14 protein-coding genes are annotated in these 17,021 nt (G+C 69.7%); 9 read left to right on the top strand and 5 right to left on the bottom strand.

Annotation, left to right across the window (positions count from 1 at the left end):
- Positions 1-64: 64 nt before the first annotated feature.
- The 5 genes from infC to E5679_RS18265 all read left to right on the top strand — a co-directional run bounded on the left by infC (position 65) and on the right by E5679_RS18265 (position 3,846).
- Positions 65-1,162, top strand: coding sequence for a translation initiation factor IF-3 (gene infC / locus E5679_RS21455; protein ID WP_275092564.1), 1,098 nt, complete (start codon positions 65-67; stop codon positions 1,160-1,162).
- 123 nt (positions 1,163-1,285) lie between these two features.
- Positions 1,286-1,480 carry a 50S ribosomal protein L35 gene (gene rpmI, locus E5679_RS18280; protein ID WP_138418552.1) on the top strand — a complete coding sequence of 65 codons (195 nt, stop codon included), beginning with the start codon at positions 1,286-1,288 and terminating at the stop codon, positions 1,478-1,480.
- A gap of 34 nt (positions 1,481-1,514) precedes the next feature.
- Positions 1,515-1,901 (top strand): 50S ribosomal protein L20, encoded by a 387-nt coding sequence (gene rplT / locus E5679_RS18275; RefSeq protein ID WP_138418550.1) that lies wholly within the window; start codon positions 1,515-1,517, stop codon positions 1,899-1,901.
- A 122-nt stretch (positions 1,902-2,023) separates the two neighbouring features.
- A complete protein-coding gene (locus E5679_RS18270; RefSeq protein ID WP_138418615.1) occupies positions 2,024-2,905 on the top strand; it encodes a TrmH family RNA methyltransferase in 882 nt (293 codons plus the stop codon).
- A gap of 29 nt (positions 2,906-2,934) precedes the next feature.
- Positions 2,935-3,846, top strand: coding sequence for a cation diffusion facilitator family transporter (locus E5679_RS18265; RefSeq protein WP_138418548.1), 912 nt, complete (start codon positions 2,935-2,937; stop codon positions 3,844-3,846).
- Between the two features lie 4 nt (positions 3,847-3,850).
- Here E5679_RS18265 and E5679_RS18260 read toward each other — a convergent pair whose 3' ends face one another.
- Complete coding sequence (locus E5679_RS18260) at positions 3,851-5,065, bottom strand: MFS transporter (RefSeq protein ID WP_138418546.1); 1,215 nt, start codon at positions 5,063-5,065, stop codon at positions 3,851-3,853.
- Between the two features lie 120 nt (positions 5,066-5,185).
- Here E5679_RS18260 and E5679_RS18255 point away from each other — a divergent pair, with 120 nt between their 5' ends.
- The gene (locus tag E5679_RS18255; protein WP_249336220.1) at positions 5,186-5,632 is read left to right on the top strand and encodes a (deoxy)nucleoside triphosphate pyrophosphohydrolase; all 447 of its coding nucleotides are present in this window, start codon (positions 5,186-5,188) and stop codon (positions 5,630-5,632) included.
- Here the strand turns inward: E5679_RS18255 and E5679_RS18250 are convergent.
- A complete protein-coding gene (locus E5679_RS18250) occupies positions 5,629-6,687 on the bottom strand; it encodes an Rv2578c family radical SAM protein (protein WP_138418544.1) in 1,059 nt (352 codons plus the stop codon). The genes E5679_RS18255 and E5679_RS18250 overlap by 4 nt on opposite strands.
- Before the next feature lie 32 nt (positions 6,688-6,719).
- Positions 6,720-7,364, bottom strand: coding sequence for an SIMPL domain-containing protein (locus E5679_RS18245; RefSeq protein ID WP_171042441.1), 645 nt, complete (start codon positions 7,362-7,364; stop codon positions 6,720-6,722).
- A gap of 98 nt (positions 7,365-7,462) precedes the next feature.
- Between E5679_RS18245 and pheS the strand changes: the two genes are divergently transcribed.
- From pheS to E5679_RS18230, 3 genes are read left to right on the top strand one after another with little or no spacing between them, the layout of a single operon-like run.
- On the top strand, positions 7,463-8,524 hold the full coding sequence (gene pheS / locus E5679_RS18240; protein ID WP_138418540.1) for a phenylalanine--tRNA ligase subunit alpha: 1,062 nt from the start codon (positions 7,463-7,465) through the stop codon (positions 8,522-8,524).
- A gap of 6 nt (positions 8,525-8,530) precedes the next feature.
- Positions 8,531-11,077, top strand: a complete 2,547-nt coding sequence (gene pheT / locus E5679_RS18235; protein WP_138418539.1) for a phenylalanine--tRNA ligase subunit beta — start codon at positions 8,531-8,533, stop codon at positions 11,075-11,077.
- Between the two features lie 25 nt (positions 11,078-11,102).
- On the top strand, positions 11,103-11,750 hold the full coding sequence (locus E5679_RS18230) for a 4'-phosphopantetheinyl transferase family protein (RefSeq protein WP_249336219.1): 648 nt from the start codon (positions 11,103-11,105) through the stop codon (positions 11,748-11,750).
- On the opposite strand, the gene E5679_RS18225 is transcribed toward E5679_RS18230, so the two are convergent.
- Both E5679_RS18225 and E5679_RS18220 read right to left on the bottom strand, forming a co-directional pair.
- Positions 11,737-13,095 (bottom strand): M1 family metallopeptidase, encoded by a 1,359-nt coding sequence (locus tag E5679_RS18225; RefSeq protein ID WP_138418537.1) that lies wholly within the window; start codon positions 13,093-13,095, stop codon positions 11,737-11,739. The genes E5679_RS18230 and E5679_RS18225 overlap by 14 nt on opposite strands.
- Positions 13,092-17,021 (bottom strand): Pls/PosA family non-ribosomal peptide synthetase, encoded by a 3,930-nt coding sequence (locus E5679_RS18220; RefSeq protein ID WP_171042440.1) that lies wholly within the window; start codon positions 17,019-17,021, stop codon positions 13,092-13,094. The genes E5679_RS18225 and E5679_RS18220 overlap by 4 nt, the downstream gene beginning before the upstream one ends.

The following is a 17,021-nucleotide window of genomic DNA, read 5'->3' as shown; positions in this document are numbered from 1 at the left end:
CCGATTGCGCCGACAATCGGGGGCCTTCCTCGTTGTCGGGCATGACCTTGACTACTTGAGGAGCTTGAACATTAGCGATCCACGCATCAATGAGCGAATCCGCGTCCCTGAGGTACGCCTCGTGGGGCCTGCTGGCGAGCAGGTCGGCATCGTGCGTATCGAAGACGCGCTGCGTCTGGCCGCGGAGTCGGACCTTGATCTCGTTGAGGTAGCACCCCAGGCGAAACCGCCGGTGTGCAAGCTGATGGACTTCGGCAAGTACAAGTACGAGGCCGCGGTCAAGGCCCGCGAGGCGCGCAAGAACCAGACGAACACGGTTCTGAAGGAGATCCGCTTCCGCCTCAAGATCGACACCCACGACTACGAGACGAAGAAGGGCCACGCGCTCCGCTTCCTCGGCGCCGGGGACAAGGTCAAGGCCATGATCCAGTTCCGCGGCCGCGAGCAGCAGCGTCCGGAGATGGGCATCCGCCTTCTCCAGCGCTTCGCGGAGGACGTCGCCGAGGTCGGCGCCGTCGAGTCGGCGCCCCGGATCGACGGCCGCAACATGGTCATGGTTATCGGACCGCTCAAGAACAAGGCCGAAGCGAAGGCCGAGGCTCGTCGGGCCGCCCAGCGGGCTACCGACAAGGCCAAGGCGGAGGCTGCCAAGACGGCGGGGGTCACGGCTGATCAGGCGCCGTTGACGCAGTCTCTCGGGGACGCCATTCCCGAGGCACTGCGCCAGGCAGCCGCCCAGCTCGAGGAGCAGCCGGTTGAGTCGGCGGAGGCCGAGGCCGAGGCGGAGACAGCAGTGGCTGCGCCGGAGGTTCAGGCCGCGCCGGCACCCGAGGCCGATGCTGAGCCTGAGGCCGTTCTGGCCGAAGCTGAGCCTGAGGCCGTTCTGGCCGAAGCTGAGCCTGAAGCCGTTGAGGCCGAAGCGCCCGCCGAGCCGGCACCGGCGGCAGAGCAGCCCACCGCCGCTCCCGAGCGGCCTGCGGCCCCTGCCGCTCAGAGCCCGACTCCGCGACCGCAGGCCCCCAAGCCCGCTGAAGCTGCCAAGCCGACTGCGCCGAAGCCAACGGCACCGCGCCCTCAGGCCCCCAAGCCCGGCGCCCCGCGGCCTGGCTCGGCGGCCCCGAAGCCCACGGCGCCCCGTCCGTCGGGACGCCGAGGCAACTAGCCCACCGCCGCCTCCCGACCCGTAGGGTCGGCGAGACGACCGGTACCACCAGTCGGCCCGCGGAAGCGGGCCGCCAGAGAAGCCGTGGCCTCGTGCCGCGGGAAGCGAAGGAGATCGGTTTCCATGCCGAAGATGAAGACCCACAGTGGCGCCAAGAAGCGCTTCAAGCTGACGGGCTCGGGCAAGATCAAGCGCCAGCAGGCCAATCGCCGCCACTACCTCGAGCACAAGCCCACCACGCTCACGCGCCGCCTGCACGCGGACAAGATCGTGACCGGTGGCTATGCCAAGGTCATCAAGCGGATGCTGGGCATCTGACTTTTCCCTGCCAGATTTCTAAAGGAGTACACACATGGCACGTGTGAAGCGGGCAGTCAACGCCCACAAGAAGCGCCGCACTATTCTCGATCGGGCCTCCGGGTACCGGGGCCAGCGGTCGCGGCTCTACCGCAAGGCGAAGGAGCAGCTGCTCCACTCGTTCGTCTACAGCTATCAGGACCGCCACAAGCGCAAGGGCGACTTCCGCCGTCTGTGGATCCAGCGCATCAACGCCGCTGCCCGTGCGAACGGCCTGACCTACAACCGCCTCATCCAGGGCCTGAAGGCCGCTGAGGTCGAGGTGGACCGCCGCATGCTCGCCGAGCTCGCCGTCTCCGATGCCGCCGCGTTCTCCGCGCTGGTCGAGGTCGCCAAGAAGGCCCTCCCCTCGGACGTCAACGCTCCGGCCGTCGCGAAGTAACCCCTCCGCGTTCACAGGACGCCCGTGCTGCCAGGCAGCACGGGCGTCCTGGCGTTTTCTGGCCGATGTCTGTTTCTGGCCCCCGTATTTTCGCCCACTACAGTGGGTCAGTGACCTCCTCCATGACGAATCCCCGGGCCGACCGCGTGCGCGACGTCGCAAAGCTCGCGCAGCGTTCTGCCCGGGACCGGCGCGGCCTGTTCCTCGCCGAGGGTCCCCAAGCCGTGCGGGAGGCGCTCAGGCTGGTTCCTGACCGCGTTGTCGAGGTCTATGCGAGCGAGGCCTGCCTCGAACGGCACGCGGAACTCGATGCCCTCGCCGAGGCGACCGGAGTGCTCCGCCTTGCCACTGACGAGGTGCTTGCCGCGATGGCAGACACCGTGAACCCCCAGGGGATCGTGGCCGTCTGCCGAAAGCTCGACGTATCGCTCGAGGACGTCCTCTCGCGCTCTCCTCAGCTGATCGCCGTCCTCTGCCGCGTGCAGGACCCGGGCAACGCGGGCACCATCCTTCGGGCGGCGGACGCGGCGGGTGCGGACGCGGTGGTCTTCACCGACGGCAGCGTGGACATCTACAACCCCAAAGCCGTGCGCAGCACCGCCGGCTCCTTGTTTCATGTCCCCGTCGTGGTGGGCCAACCTGTCGATGACCTCGTCCACGTGCTCTCCGGGGCGGGGATCGGCATCCTGGCTGCCGACGGCTACGGTCCGGTGGACCTTGACGAGCTCCAGGACAGCAGCGCCGCGCGCCGCCTGGGGAGAGCAGCCAGCCTCGGGGAAGCAACCAGCGCAGGCGAGGAGCCGCCGTCGTACGCTCTGGAGGCGCCCACAGCATGGCTGTTCGGCAACGAGGCCCAGGGGCTCTCGGAGGCCGAGCTGGGGCTGGCGGACGCCCGCGTGGCGGTGCCCGTGTACGGGCAGGCCGAGAGCCTCAACGTCGGCACGGCGGCCACTGTCTGCCTCTATGCGAGCGCGCGGGCGCAGCGTCGCAACGGCATCGGGTAGGACGCGCGAGGTCGGGTAGATTCTGAAGCATGTCTGCTTCTGGGGGCACCAAGGCCGTGATCGCGGCGCTCACCGCCAACCTCTCGATCGCCGTGATGAAGTTCCTGGCCTTCCTGCTGACGGCGTCGTCGTCAATGCTCGCCGAGGCCATCCACTCCGTCGCGGATTCCGGGAACCAAGTGCTCCTGCTGATCGGCGGCAAGCGTGCTTCGCGGAAGCCGAACCGCCAGCACCCCTTCGGCTATGGCCGGGCCCGGTACATCTACGGCTTCATCGTCTCGATCGTCCTGTTCAGTGTGGGCGGGCTCTTCGCGCTGTTCGAGGCGTGGGAGAAGCTGCACGATCCGCACGGGATCGAGGGCGCGTGGTGGTGGGTTCCCCTGGTGATCCTCGTGGGCTCCATCGTGGCGGAGGGCTTGTCGTTCCGCACGGCTGCACGTGAGGCCGGGTCTCTGCGCGGGGACCAGTCATGGGTGCAATTCATCCGCTCCGTCAAGCAGCCCGAGCTGCCGGTCATCCTGCTCGAGGACCTCGGCGCCCTCATCGGCCTAGTGTTCGCACTCTTCGGCGTCTCCCTCACGCTCATCACCGGCAACGGCGTGTGGGACGGCATCGGCACGGCCATGATCGGGATCCTCCTGGTCCTCATCGCGGCGGTGCTCGCCGTCGAGACCAGCTCGCTGCTCCTCGGGGAATCGGCTACCGCCGCGGACGTGGCCAAGATCGAGGCTGCGATCCAGAGCGACGGCACCCGCATCATCCACCTGCGGACCCTGCACCTGGGGCCTGAGGAGTTGCTTGTGGCGGCAAAATTCAGCGTCACGAGCGGTTCGAACGGTGCTCAGATCGCGCAGGCAATCGACGACGCAGAAGCGCGTATCAGGGCCGCCGTGCCCACCGCGAGCGTCATCTACCTCGAGCCCGACATCCCGCGCGGCTAGAGCCTCAGCGCCCCCGCCGCTCGATCCGACCGCTCACGGCCGCGATGCCGAGGCCGAGAACCGCCAGCGCAGCGCCCACGTAGGCGGGCGCGGTGAAGCCCCAACCCCATCCGATCACCACGCCGCCCAAGAAGGCCCCGAGGGCGTTCGCGACGTTGAGCGCCGAGTGGTTCAGGGATGAGGCGAGCGTGGGGGCTTGAGGCGCCGCATCGAGCAGTCGAGTCTGAAGCGCCGGAATGAGCATCGAGCCGGACGCTCCGACCACGAAGACCATGAGCAGCGCGCTCGGCCACCACACGGCGGCCAGACCGTACAGCACCATGACGACGGCGACGAGGCCCAGGCCGCGGTAGACCGTCCCCATGACGGAGCGGTCAGCCATGCGCCCTCCCACCAGATTGCCCACGACCATCCCGAGGCCGTACAGCGCGACGACGACCGGCATCAGGTTCTCCGCGAGGCCGGCGACCGCCGTCATGGTGTGGGAGATGTAGGTGTAGGTCGCGAAGAACCCGCCGAAGCCGACAATGCCGATCAGGAGCGCGAGCCACATCTGGACGCTGCGCAGCGCGGCCAGTTCGCGGCGCATGCTCGCCTCCGGGTGGGCCGGCGCGAACGGCACGAACCGCCAGATCATGACGACGGCGGCGAGGCCGATCACTGCAGTGACGACGAAGAGGAGCCGCCAGCCGAACGTCTGCCCGAGCCAGGTCGCGAAGGGAACGCCGACGACGTTGGCCACCGTGAGGCCGGACATCACTGCGGAAATGGCCCAACCGCGCTTGGTCGGAGCGACGAGCGAGCCCGCGAGGACGGCGGCCGCGCCGAAGTACGCGCCGTGGGGGAGCCCGGCGGCGAACCTCGAGACCATCATGGAGCCGAAGTCCCCGGCAAAGGCCGAGGAGAGGTTGGCGAGGGCGATGAACGCCGCCAGTGCCATGACGAGGCGCTTCCGCGGCAGACGGGCACCGACCGCGGCGAGCACCGGGGCGCCCAGGACCACGCCCAGGGCGTAGGCGGAGATCAGCTGGCCCGCCTGCGGAGTCGAGAGCCCGAGGCCACGCTCGATGTCCTTGAGCAGGCCCATGGTGGTGAATTCGACGGTGCCGATGCCGAAGCCGCCCAGCGCGAGCGCGAGCACGGCCCAGAAGAGCGGCCACGGTGCCAGAGGACCGGTGCGATGCCCTGCTGGGGGCGCGGTCTGGACAGGTGTTGTCATGGGAGGAACCTCGGGTAGCCGTATCTCGTGGGACGAGGGACAGCTGTGGCCCTCGGACTCCTTCAACCCTATGCGAGCGCCGGGCGTTCCATGGCCCAGACCTCTGCCTAGACTTGCCGAGTGCAACCCGAATTCGTGCAGGTGGTGGGGGCCGCCATTCTCGACTCCCTCGAGCAGCCCACGAGGCTCCTTGCGGCGCGGAGAACGTCGCCTCCCGCTCTGGCCGGCCTGTGGGAGTTCCCCGGCGGCAAAGTGGAACCCGGGGAGGGACACGAGGCTGCGCTCCATCGCGAGCTCGACGAGGAGCTGGGGGTCGTGGTGCGTCTGGGCCACGAGGTGGTGGGCCCGCGCCCCGAGGGGTGGCCGCTCAACGAGAAGGCCGCGATGCGGGTGTGGCTCGCCGAGATCATCGGGAGCGAGCCGTCGGCCCTCGCGGATCACGACGAGCTCCGCTGGGTTCCTCTCGCGGACGAGCGGCTCATGGGGCTTCCGTGGATCCCGGCCGACTTCCCGATCGTCGAGGCCGTCCGCTCCGGAATGCAGCACAGCGCTTCCGGCGAGGCCTAGAAGAGCTGCTCCTGCACCGTCTGGGATCGCGGGCTTGCCGACTCATGATGCTCGGCGTCGGTGCCTCCGGCCCCCATGCGATGGGCGAAGCCCGGCTGCCCCGCGAAGCGGTGGCGTGACTTCGCGGCGTTCACGCGTCCGGCGAGCCACGTCCGGTACTCCTTCGGCGCGTAGGCCCCCTTTCCGTAGAGGCGGGCATACGGTCCCACGAGCTGGGGGTGTTCGCGGGCGAGCCACTGCATGAACCATTCCTTCGTGCCCGGGCGGAGGTGGAGCGCCCCGGCGGTCACTCCTGTAGCGCCAGCGGCCGAGAGGGCGCCGAAGAGTGCATCGAGATGCTCTTCTCCGTCGGTGAGCCACGGCAGGATCGGCATCGCCATGACCCCGCACGCCAACCCGGCGTCCCGGAGCTTGGAGATGAGAGTGAGCCTGGCGGACGGGGTGGGGGTCCCGGGCTCGAGATGGGCCTGCAGCTCGGGGTCGAGGACGGCGAGCGAAATGGCAGCGCTGACCGGGACGTGCGCTGCGGCAGCCTTGAGCAGCGGGAGATCCCGTGCGAGCAGGGTTCCCTTGGTGAGGATGGAGAACGGCGTCCCTGAATCCGCGAGGGCCCGGATGATGCCGGGCATGAGGGCGTAGCGGCCCTCCGCACGCTGGTACGGGTCGGTGTTCGTCCCCAAGGCGACGTGCTCGCGTTTCCACGATGCTCGTGCGAGCTCGGCGCGCAGCACCTCGACGACGTTCACCTTGACCACGAGCTGACGGTCGAAGTCGAGCCCTGCGTCGAGGTCGAGGTATTGGTGAGTGCCCCGGGCGAAGCAGTAGACGCACGCGTGGCTGCATCCGCGATACGGATTGATCGTCCATCGGAATGGCATGGAGGACGCCGGCGGCACCTTGTTGAGCGCCGATCTCGCGGCGACCTCATGGAAGGTGATGCCGTGGAACTCCGGCGTCCGGACGGCGCGAAGAAGCCCCGCGAGGGGGATCAGAGGAGCTTCACCGGGCTGAGTCTCGTTGCTCTCGCCGTGCGTCGTCTGCGTGTTCCATCGCATGTCTCTCATTCGAATACATGTTCTAGGCAATGTCAATCGCGGAGGCGCCAGGTGACGGTGACGGACGAGCTGATCTCCGTCTCACCGGCCTCCACAGGCATGGCCTCGGTGGAGCTGGCAAGGGCCACCCGCGCCATCGGGATCGGAGGGCCCGGCAGGACGTGCGGCGCGGCGTCGATCCGCACGACCTCCCCGAGTTCCCGCCCCGCCTTTGCCGCCAGCCGCTCAGCTGCGTCCCGCGCATCGTCGAAAGCCCCAGCCTGGGCCGCCGCGGCCGCCTGCTTCGCGTCGCTCACCTCGAGCGCGAGGCCATGGACCCTGAGGGCCTCGCCGCCCGACCGCACGACGGCGTCCAGAACCTCGGGTGCGCGGGCGAGCTCCCGCACCACAACGGTGAGCCCGGTAGTCGCGACGTAGGCGACCACCTGCTGGCCGCTCTGCTCCCGCCACACCGTCTCGCTCCGCAGGGACAGGCCTGTGGTCCGGACGTCCGCGCGCGCTATTCCCAGGGACGTGACAGCCTCGACGACGCGGGTCGCTGCCGCGGCCGCACCTGAATAGCAGCCTTGGAGTCCGGCGTGACGCACCTCGACGGCAAGGCTGAGGACGGCGAGATCCGGAATCGCTCGCACAGTGCCCGTGCCGGTGACCACCACAACGTCAGGCTTGCGTACCACGCCTCTCACGGTAGCCGTGTGGAGGCACGCGGCCCAGAGGTGAGCGGGCGGTCCACTAGACTGGGGGCGAAACCCCGCCCGCTGCGTAAGAACGGTCCATGACTGATACATTGCCCGGCGTCGACGTCCCGGATCCCCTGGACGAAGCAGCCGTCACCGCCGCTGTCACCCGCGCCCTCGAGCAGATCTCGGAGGCGTCAAGCCTGGACGAGCTCAAGGCCGTCCGTCTCGCGCACACCGGGGAGAAGTCCCCTCTGGCGCTCTCCAACCGAGCCATCGGCTCCCTGCCGAAGGAGTCCAAGGCAGCCGCGGGCAAGATCGTGGGCGCCGCGCGTGGACGCGTGAACAAGGCTATTGCAGAGCGCTCCGAGGTCCTCGAGGCGGAGAACGACGCCCGGATCCTCGTCGAGGAGACGGTCGATGTGACGGCAGCCCCGCGCCGTCGTCGGGCGGGCGCGCGCCACCCGCTCTCGACCCTTCAGGACCGTGTGAGCGACATCTTCGTGGGCATGGGCTGGGAGATCGCCGAAGGGCCAGAGCTCGAGTCGGAGTGGTTCAACTTCGATGCGCTCAACTTCAAGCCGGATCATCCTGCCCGGGAAATGCAGGACACGTTCTTCATCGATCCCCCCGACCGGCACGTGCTCCTGAGGACGCACACCTCGCCCGTCCAGGTGCGCTCCATGCTCGAGCGCGAGGTGCCGATCTACGTCCTCTGCCCCGGAAAGGTGTTCCGCACGGACGAGCTCGATGCGACGCACACGCCGGTGTTCCACCAGTTCGAGGGCCTGGCCGTCGACAAGGGCCTGAGCATGGCGGACCTCCGCGGCACGCTCGAGCACTTCGCCCGGCAGATGTTCGGCCAAGAGGCGCAGATCCGTCTTCGCCCCAACTACTTCCCGTTCACTGAGCCGAGCGCCGAGCTGGACATCTGGCACCCGGGCGCCAAGGGCGGTCCCCGGTGGATCGAATGGGGCGGGTGCGGCATGGTCAACCCCAACGTGCTGCGCGCGGCCGGCATCGATCCCGACGTCTACTCCGGGTTCGCCTTCGGCATGGGCATCGAGCGGACCCTCATGTTCCGCAACGACGTGCTCGACATGCGGGACATGATCGAAGGCGACGTCCGTTTCAGCGAGCATTTCGGGATGGAGATCTAGGCAATCATGCGAATCCCCCTTTCGTGGCTGCGCGAGTACACGCAGCTTCCTGCCGACGCGACGGCAGAAGACCTCATGGCCGACCTTGTCTCGGTGGGCCTCGAGGAGGAAGCCGTCCATCGGCCGTCCGAGAGCATCAAGGGTCCGATCGTTGTCGGGCAGGTTCTGAGCCTCGTCAAGGAACCCCAGTCGAACGGCAAGACGATCAACTGGTGCCAGGTCAGAGTGGTTCCGGAGGGCCAGGAGCAGAAGCTCACGGGCAAGGGCATCGACCCGTCCGGCGTGCAGGGGATCGTGTGCGGAGCCCACAACTTCGTCGAGGGCGACAAGGTCGTAGTGACCCTCCCCGGCGCGACGCTGCCGGGCGACTTCCACATTTCCGCCCGCAAGACCTACGGCCACCTCTCGGCCGGCATGATCGCCTCCGCCCGTGAGCTCGGGATCGGCGAGGACCACGACGGCATCATCGTCCTCTCCCGCCTCGGGCTCGATCCCGAGGTCGGCACCGACGCCCTCGAACTGCTGGGCCTGAACGACGAAGCCGCCGAGATCAACGTGACCCCGGACCGGAGCTACTGCTTCTCCATCCGCGGCATCGCCCGCGAGTACGCGCACGCGACGGGCACCACCTTCGAGGACCCGGCCACGCGGGTGACGCCGCCGGCGAAGCTCGAAGGAGGCTACGACGTCGTGCTCGACGACCGCGCCCCGATCTACGGCGTGCTCGGCTGCGACCGCTTCGTGGCGCGCACCGTGCGCGGCATCGACCCGACGCGCCCCACGCCCCAGTGGATGGTGTCGCGCCTCCGGCTCGCGGGGGTCCGCTCGATCTCGCTGCCCGTGGACATCTCGAACTACGTCATGTTCGAACTCGGCCAGCCCACGCACTGCTACGACCTCGACCGGCTCTCCGGACCCATCACGGTCCGGCGTGCCGAGGAGGGCGAGAAGCTCGAGACGCTCGACGGCAAGGTCCGCGAACTCGACCCCGAGGACCTGCTCATCACCGATGAGTCGGGGCCGATCGGCATCGCCGGCGTGATGGGCGGCGCATCGACCGAGTGCTCGGACTCGACGGTCAATGTGCTCGTCGAGGCCGCGCACTTCGACACCGTGACCGTGGGCCGCTCACGCCGTCGTCACAAGCTGCCCTCTGAGGCGTCCAAGCGCTTCGAGCGCGGCGTCGACTGGCAGGTGGCCGACGAGGCGGCTCAGCGCGTGGTCGACCTCCTCGTGGAACTCGGCGGCGGAGTGGCCGACGGTGCGGGGACGGACATCGGCGTGGCCCCCGAGCCCGTGCAGATCTTCCTGCCGGCCGGTTTCGCCTCGGAGCGGATCGGCATGGAGTTCAGCGAGGAGCTCATTGCGAGGACCCTCGGCGACCTCGGAGCGAGCGTCGACCGCAGTGAGTCCGACTTCCTGGTCACGCCGCCGAGCTGGCGCGGGGATTTGGAGACGAAGGAGGATCTCTCGGAGGAGGTCGCCCGTCTCGTCGGCTACGACAAGATTCCGTCGCGGCTCCCGGTGGCGCCTCCGGGGCGCGGGTTCACCAGGAAGCAGCAGCAGCGCCGTCGCCTCGTGCAGGCCCTCGCCGACGCGGGCCTCACGGAGATCCTCGCGTACCCGTTCGTCGCCAAGGCAGCGAACGAGACGTTCGGCGTCGCCGAGGCAGGCGCGCCCCGCCCGGCGGTCAAGCTCGCGAACCCGTTGAGCGAGGAGCTCGGCTGGCTCCGGACATCGATGCTCCCTGGCCTCATCGAGGTCGCGAAGCGGAACCACTCGCGAGGCTTCCGCGATCTGGCGCTCTTCGAGGCCGGCCTTGTCTTCCTTCCCGACGACGGACCGATCGGCACGGCGACGATCCCGCCGCTGGGAGCGCTGCCAACCGAGGACGTGCTGGACGCCCTCGAGGCGGGCATTCCCAGCCAGCCCCTCCACATCGGGGTGATCCTCACCGGCCACGATTCGCCCGAGGGAGCCCATCACACGCCGCGGGCCTGGGATTGGGCCGACGCCATCGACATCGCGCGCCTTGCTTCGGACGTCCTCGGTGTCGACTTGGTCATCGCTCAGGGCGCTCATCAGGCGTTCCACCCCGGACGCACGGCGCAGCTTGCGCTGCGCACCGGCGAGGTCGTGGGCTACGCGGGCGAGCTGCACCCGAAGCTGCTCGCCGCCTACGACATGCCGGCCCGGTCGGCGGCCCTGGAGCTCGACGCCGATGCCCTGTTCGAGGCGGCGCCCGACGTCATTGTGTCCAAGCACATCTCGACCTTCCCCGTTGCCACCCAGGACGTCGCCCTGATTGTGGATGCCGCAGTCCCCGCGGACGATGTCAAGGAGGCGCTGCGCGAGGGCGCAGGCGAGCTGCTCGAAGAGGTCCACCTCTTCGACGTCTACTCGGGCAAGGGCATCGATGAGGGCAAGAAATCGCTCGCTTTCGGCCTGCGCTTCCGTGCCCCGGACCGGACGCTGACGGCAGACGAGGCGTCAGAAGCCAGGGCCTCTGCCGTCGCCCGCGCCGCGGAGCGCTTCGGGGCCGTCCAGCGCTGAGCCGCAGCGCGGCCACGGCGACGTCATGATGCTCCGGGCGCTCTGGCTCGGGTGCACTCCGCCGTGGCCCGTCGGCGAGGCGACGGCGGAGGAGGACGCGCGCGCTCGGGCCATGCTCGATGCGCGGCGGGCGGACGAATTCCTCGCGGCGCGCCGTGCTCTGCGGGGTCTCGTGGCCCAGGCCGCGGCACTCGATCCCGAACGGGTGCGGCCCGCGTACGAATGCCCCGACTGCGGCGCGGGCGAGCACGGCGCGCCGCGCTTCGCTTTCCGCGAGGATGACGACGGCGGCCCCGTCTCCGCCGTGCCCGTGACCGCCAGCGCTTCGCGCGCCGGCGGATGGGCCCTCTTCGCTGTCGAGCGCCTCGGGGACGACGGCGGCCGCGCGATCGGCGTGGACCTCGTCGCCGTGGCGGACTTGCGCCGCACTATTCCGGTGGCGGCCTTCTCGCCCGCCGAACGCCGTCATCTGGGACTCGCCGCCCGGCCCGCCATTGCAGCTGCGCGGCTGTGGGCTCGCAAGGAGGCCCTTCTCAAGGCACTCGGATCCGGCCTCAGGACAGATCCGGCTACGGTGGAGGTCCTCGACGACCCCCGCGTCACCGACATCGACACGGCCGGACTCGGGTTGCCGGAGGGGTTCGTGGCGGCGCTAGCGCTCAGGTCCGGATGACGTCCGAGTCCGGCAGTCCCGGGAGGGCCTGCCGGTAGAGCCAGCGTTCGAGAACCTCGTGGGCCTTGAATCCGGGCACGCCAGCGCATACGCGATCGAGCACCCGGAGGAAGTCCTCGGTTGAGGCGTTCGCGTGGCGGTGCTCTGACCCGAAAGTGCGCAGCGACCGGAAGAAGAGGGCATCCCCGACAGCAATCCGCAGGGCATGCAGCGTGAGCGCGCCGCGCTTGTAGACCCGATCGTCGAACATGAGCTCGGGCCCCGGGCGTCCGATCTCGAGGTCTTGCGGCCCGCTGTCGAGGCGGCGCCAGGCGGCCGTCGCGCGCTCTTGCGCCGTCCCCAGCCCGGCGTGCTCGCTCCAGAGCCACTCGGCATAGCAGGCGAAGCCTTCGTGGAGCCAGATGTCCTGCCACCTCGCCGCGGTGACCGAGTTGCCGAACCACTGGTGGGCGAGCTCGTGGGCGAGGAGACGCTGGTCGTCCCAATCCGCTGTGATGTGATTTCGGCCCATGATGGAGAGCGTCTGCGCCTCGAGGGGAATCTCGAGTTCATCCTCGGTGACCACCACGGTGTACTCCGCGAACGGGTATGGCCCGAACAGTTCGGTGAACAGCTCGACCATGCGCACCTGATCCGCGAGCCCCGACTGGGCTTCCACGTGGAGCATGGGCGGGATGGCGGCTCTCACCGTGACCATCGGCGCGCCCTCGTTCGCACACCTGCCCAGCTCGAGCTCCCGGTACCGGCCGATGATGAGGGTCGCGAGATAGGGGGCCATCGGCTCGTGCTGTTCGTAGACCCACGTCTCCCGGCTCGACTTCCGGTGCTGCCCCACGAGCAGACCGTTGGAGATCACGCGGTACCCGGAGTCCGCCGTGGCCGCGATGCGGAAGGTGGCCTTGTGCTGCGGGTGATCGTTGCATGGGAACCACGTGGGTGCCCCCGTTGGCTGCCCGGCAACGAGCACACCGTCCTCGAGTTCCTCCCAGCCGACATCGCCCCAGAGGCCACGGGACGGACTGGGCGATCCCTCGTAGCGGATATCAAGCTCGAAGTCGGCTCCCGCCGGAATCGGGGTGCCAGGCCGGACTACCAGAGTGTCGCCGCGCTGGGCGACCTTGGCGGGCTTGGAACCGTTGACCCTCACCTTCGAGGCCTTGAGGCCGGCGAGGCTGAGCACCACCGCATCGAGATCCTCGGCCGCGGCCGCCAGGATCCGCGCTCGGCCGTCAAGACGGTTGCTCGAGAGCCTGATGTCGAGGTCCAGCTCGTAGCGCCTCACCAGATACGCCTTGCTTCCATGGCCGGGCGTGTACGGGTCTTCGGTGCGGTTGTCGGGGCTCATCGGGTCGGCACTTTCGGTTCTGACCACGGACCCACCGGGTTGCCACGCCAGTACGTTCCGCCCGGGATGGACTCGCCGCGCATCACGAGGGACGCAGGCCCCACCGTGGCCCCGGGACCGAGGCTCGCTCCGGGAAGTATGACGCCGTGGGGCCCCATAGTCGCACCCTCGTGCAGGCGCACGGCGTCGATGCTCATGATCCGATCGTGGAAGAGATGAGTCTGCACGACGCAGCCTCGATTGACGGTGGAACCGGGACCGAGCTCCACGAGATCCGCCTCGGGGAGCCAGTAGCTCTCGCACCACGCGCCTCGGCCGATCCGCGCTCCCAGAGACCGCAGCCACCAGACGAGCGCCGGGGTCCCGGAGGCGGCCCGGGCGAACCACGGCGCGGCGACCATCTCCACGAACGCGTCCACCACCTCATTCCGCCACACGAACGAACTCCACAGCGGATGCTCCCCGGAACGGATCCGGCCCACCAGGAGCCACTTCGCCGCCGTCGCCATCGCCGCTGCGAGGCCGCCGGCGGCCAGCAGGACGGCGCCGCACACGAGCGCCGTCAGGAGGTAGCCCCAGTGCGCGGCGAGCCAGTCGAGCGCCGCGAGGACGACGGCGGCGATCGCCACCCTGAGCACCACCGGCACCGCTCGGCACAGCTCCCACAGGGCGCGGGCAAGTTTGAGCCGGGCGGGCGGGCTGAAGGTCCGGGACGTGTCGGTCTCGAGCGACGTGCGGCGAAGGCGCACGGGCGGGCTGCCGAGCCATGACGAACCGGTCTTTGCCTTCTTCGGCGTGGCGGAAAGGACCGCCACGAGCCCGTTCTTCGGCACAGAGCGGCCCGGGGCCGTCATGCCCGAGTTGCCGAGGAACGCCCGCTTGCCGATCTTGGCCGGACCGACGCGAAGCCAGCCGCCGCCGAGCTCGTAGGAGGCGACCATCGTGTCGTCGGCGAGGAACGCGCCGTCCCCCACCGTCGTCATCTTCGGCACCAAGAGCACGGTAGATGCCTCGACGTCCTTGCCCACGGTGGCGCCCAGCAGGCGGAGCCAAGTAGGAGTGAAAAGGCTGGCGTAGAGCGGGAAGAGCAGATCGCGTGCCAGATCGAGGACACGCTCCGTGGCCCACACCTGCCATCCGATCCTGCTGCGGACGCGATAGGTGCCTTCACGCAGGCCGAGGCCGAGCAGCCGTGTGCACCCCGCGACGAGCAGGAGGTTCGCGGCAAACCAGACGGCGGCCGCGGGGGGAGCTGCGGCGAGGATCGCGGGAAGAGCGTCGTGGAGGCTGGCATGCCCGGCCGCGGCCCAGACGAGGACCGCCCCCGCCGCAGACGCCGACAGATACGGGATGAGGGCCAGAAGCGAGGAGGCGGCAGCAAAGACAGTGATCCAGAGGCCTTCGAGGACCCGTCCACGGTGATGGGCGGCCTCCGGCCAGTCCTGCTTGGCCTTGCCGATCCGTTCGGCAGGGGAGCCGGAGACCCGCAGGCCGGCTTTGACCCTGCCAGACACCGCGGAACCGGGTTCGACCACGGCATTCGCGCCGACCTGAGCTCCGGGGAGGAGCGTGCTCCGGGAACCGATCGTGGCACCCGGGCCGATCCGCACCGGCCCGATGTGCACCCAGTCGCCATCGATCCACCACCCGGCCAGATCCACCTCTGGCTCGACCGAGGCCCCCCGTCCGAGTTCGAGCATCCCCGTGACGGGAGGCACCGAGTGAAGTACGGCGTCGCGCCCGATCTTCGCCCCGAGCGCCCGGGCGTAATAGGGAACCCAGGGCGCGCTGGCGAGGCTCACTGCTTGGGCGAGGTCGGCGATCTGCTCGGCGAGCCATAGCCTCACGTGGACCGAGCCGGACCGGGGATACCTTCCGGGGGCGAGGCCCCGGAGGAGGAGGCGCGCGGACACGACGGAGATCGCCATGCGGCCGAGCGGGCTGACGAACACGAGCCACGAGGCAGCAACCCACCACCAGGAGACTGTCGGCGCACCCGGGAAGCCCGCGGCGGAGAGCACGTTGTTCCCCGCCATGAGGTACGTGAGCCAGCGCATCCCCACGAGGATGAAGAGCGGGATGCCGAGAAGGGTCTGGGCGAGCTGGGTTCTCGCCGAGGCGGGGGCTACCGAGCGCTCGACGACGGCAGCTGCGGTCGCAGGACCGCCGCCGGTGACGGCTTCGACGAGCGCGCCGACCCGTGGGTGGGCATAGACATCGGCCACGGTGACCGTGGGGTACCGGACCCTCAGGGCCGAGACGAGCTGCGCCGCCGCGAGCGAGCCGCCGCCGTGGGCGAAGAAGTCCGCGTCGAGGCTCGAGGCAGGGGTCCCCAGAACGGACCCCCACTGGGCGACGACCCACGCCGCGTCCTCCGGGAGATCGAGCGGCTCGCCCGATCCCTCGTCTGTGCCGGGAAGCGGCCAGGGGAGCGCGTTGCGGTCCACTTTGCCGCTGGTCTTCGTGGGGAGGAGGTCGACGACGGCGAGCAGCGGCACGAGGGCAGCGGGGAGGGCTTTTGCGAGCCGCTCGCGGAGGGCTGCGAGATCCAGGTCCCCACCGTCGGCCGACGCGAGGTAGCCGACAAGCACCTGGTTCCCGGCCGCCGTCGTCCGCACCGCTGCGGCGGCCCCCGCGACCCCGGGGAGCGCCTGCAGTGCGGCGTCGACCTCGCCGAGCTCGATCCGCCGCCCGCCGAGCTTGACCTGCTCGTCGGCGCGGCCTTGGAACACAAGGCCCGCGGGGTCGAAGGTCACGAGGTCGCCCGAACGGTAGGCGCGGTCCCAGCCGAGGGAGGGCATGGGGGCGTACTTTTCGGCGTCCTTCGCCGGATCGAGGTATCTCGCGAGGCCGACGCCGCCGATGATGAGCTCGCCCACGCCGCCTTCGGGCACGGGCACGCCGTGGGAGTCGACGATCGCGAGGTCCCAGCCGTCCAGCGGAAGGCCGATGCGCACGGGCCCGGAGCCTCCCAGCTGAGCAGCGCAGGCAACCACGGTGGCCTCGGTGGGGCCGTACGTGTTCCACACCTCGCGGCCCTCCACCGCGAGGCGCTGGGCGAGCTCGGGCGGGCAGGCCTCGCCGCCGAAGATGAGGAGCCGGACGTTCTCGAGCGCCTCACTGGGCCAGAGCGCGGCGAGGGTCGGAACCGTCGAGACGATGGTGATACCGCGCTGTACGAGCCACGGGCCAAGGTCCATGCCGGTGCGCACGAGGGCACGTGGGGCGGGAACGAGGCAGGCGCCATGGCGCCACGCGAGCCACATCTCCTCGCACGAGGCGTCGAAGGCCACCGAGAGGCCGGCCAGGACGCGGTCCTCGGGGCCGATCGGCTCGTTGCGCAGGAAGATCCGCGCCTCCGCATCGACGAAGGCGGCGGCCGAGCGATGACGTACGGCAACGCCCTTCGGCGTCCCGGTGGAGCCCGAGGTGAAGATGATCCAGCAGTCGTCGTCGGGGCCGGGAAGGCGCGGATCGGGGAACGGAGCGGGCCGCTTCCGGTCGACGACGAGCGACGAGCCACTGCGCACAATCCCCGCCACGCCGGCCTCACTGAAGACGAGCTTGGCCCGCTCGTCGGGATCATCCGCGTCCACGGGCACGTACGCGGCGCCGACCAGGAGGATCGCAAGGATCGCGACGTACAGCTCGTTCGTCCCTGAGGGGATGCGGACGCCCACACGGTCCCCGGCTCCCAGCCCCGCGGCGTGGAGCCGGCGGCCTACAGCCCGGACCTCGGTGAGGAGCTCCGCGTAGCTCAGCACGCGCTCGCCGTCGTCGAGTGCGGGGGATTCCGGAAACGCCTCGGCTGTCGCGAGCAGGACGTCGAGGAGCGTCCGCGCGGGCGGAGTTCGCGCCGATGCCGGGAGCTGCGGCCCGTGCCGCTGCTCCAGAGCCTCGGGGGAGACGAGCTGGGGGTCGCTCAC

This window comes from Sinomonas gamaensis, assembly GCF_005876955.1.
Lineage (GTDB): Bacteria > Actinomycetota > Actinomycetes > Actinomycetales > Micrococcaceae > Sinomonas > Sinomonas gamaensis.
This window is presented reverse-complemented; position numbering and strand designations above follow the sequence as displayed.

What these genes read in the sequence shown, in the direction of transcription:
- rpmI (WP_138418552.1), top strand. Translation starts at nt 1,286, where the DNA reads ATGCCGAAGATGAAGACCCACAGTGGCGCCAAGAAGCGCTTCAAGCTG.
- rplT (WP_138418550.1), top strand. Translation starts at nt 1,515, where the DNA reads ATGGCACGTGTGAAGCGGGCAGTCAACGCCCACAAGAAGCGCCGCACT.
- E5679_RS18270 (WP_138418615.1), top strand. Translation starts at nt 2,024, where the DNA reads ATGACGAATCCCCGGGCCGACCGCGTGCGCGACGTCGCAAAGCTCGCG.
- E5679_RS18265 (WP_138418548.1), top strand. Translation starts at nt 2,935, where the DNA reads ATGTCTGCTTCTGGGGGCACCAAGGCCGTGATCGCGGCGCTCACCGCC.
- E5679_RS18260 (WP_138418546.1), bottom strand. Translation starts at nt 5,065, where the DNA reads ATGACAACACCTGTCCAGACCGCGCCCCCAGCAGGGCATCGCACCGGT.
- E5679_RS18250 (WP_138418544.1), bottom strand. Translation starts at nt 6,687, where the DNA reads ATGCGATGGAACACGCAGACGACGCACGGCGAGAGCAACGAGACTCAG.
- pheS (WP_138418540.1), top strand. Translation starts at nt 7,463, where the DNA reads ATGACTGATACATTGCCCGGCGTCGACGTCCCGGATCCCCTGGACGAA.
- pheT (WP_138418539.1), top strand. Translation starts at nt 8,531, where the DNA reads ATGCGAATCCCCCTTTCGTGGCTGCGCGAGTACACGCAGCTTCCTGCC.
- E5679_RS18230 (WP_249336219.1), top strand. Translation starts at nt 11,103, where the DNA reads ATGATGCTCCGGGCGCTCTGGCTCGGGTGCACTCCGCCGTGGCCCGTC.
- E5679_RS18225 (WP_138418537.1), bottom strand. Translation starts at nt 13,095, where the DNA reads ATGAGCCCCGACAACCGCACCGAAGACCCGTACACGCCCGGCCATGGA.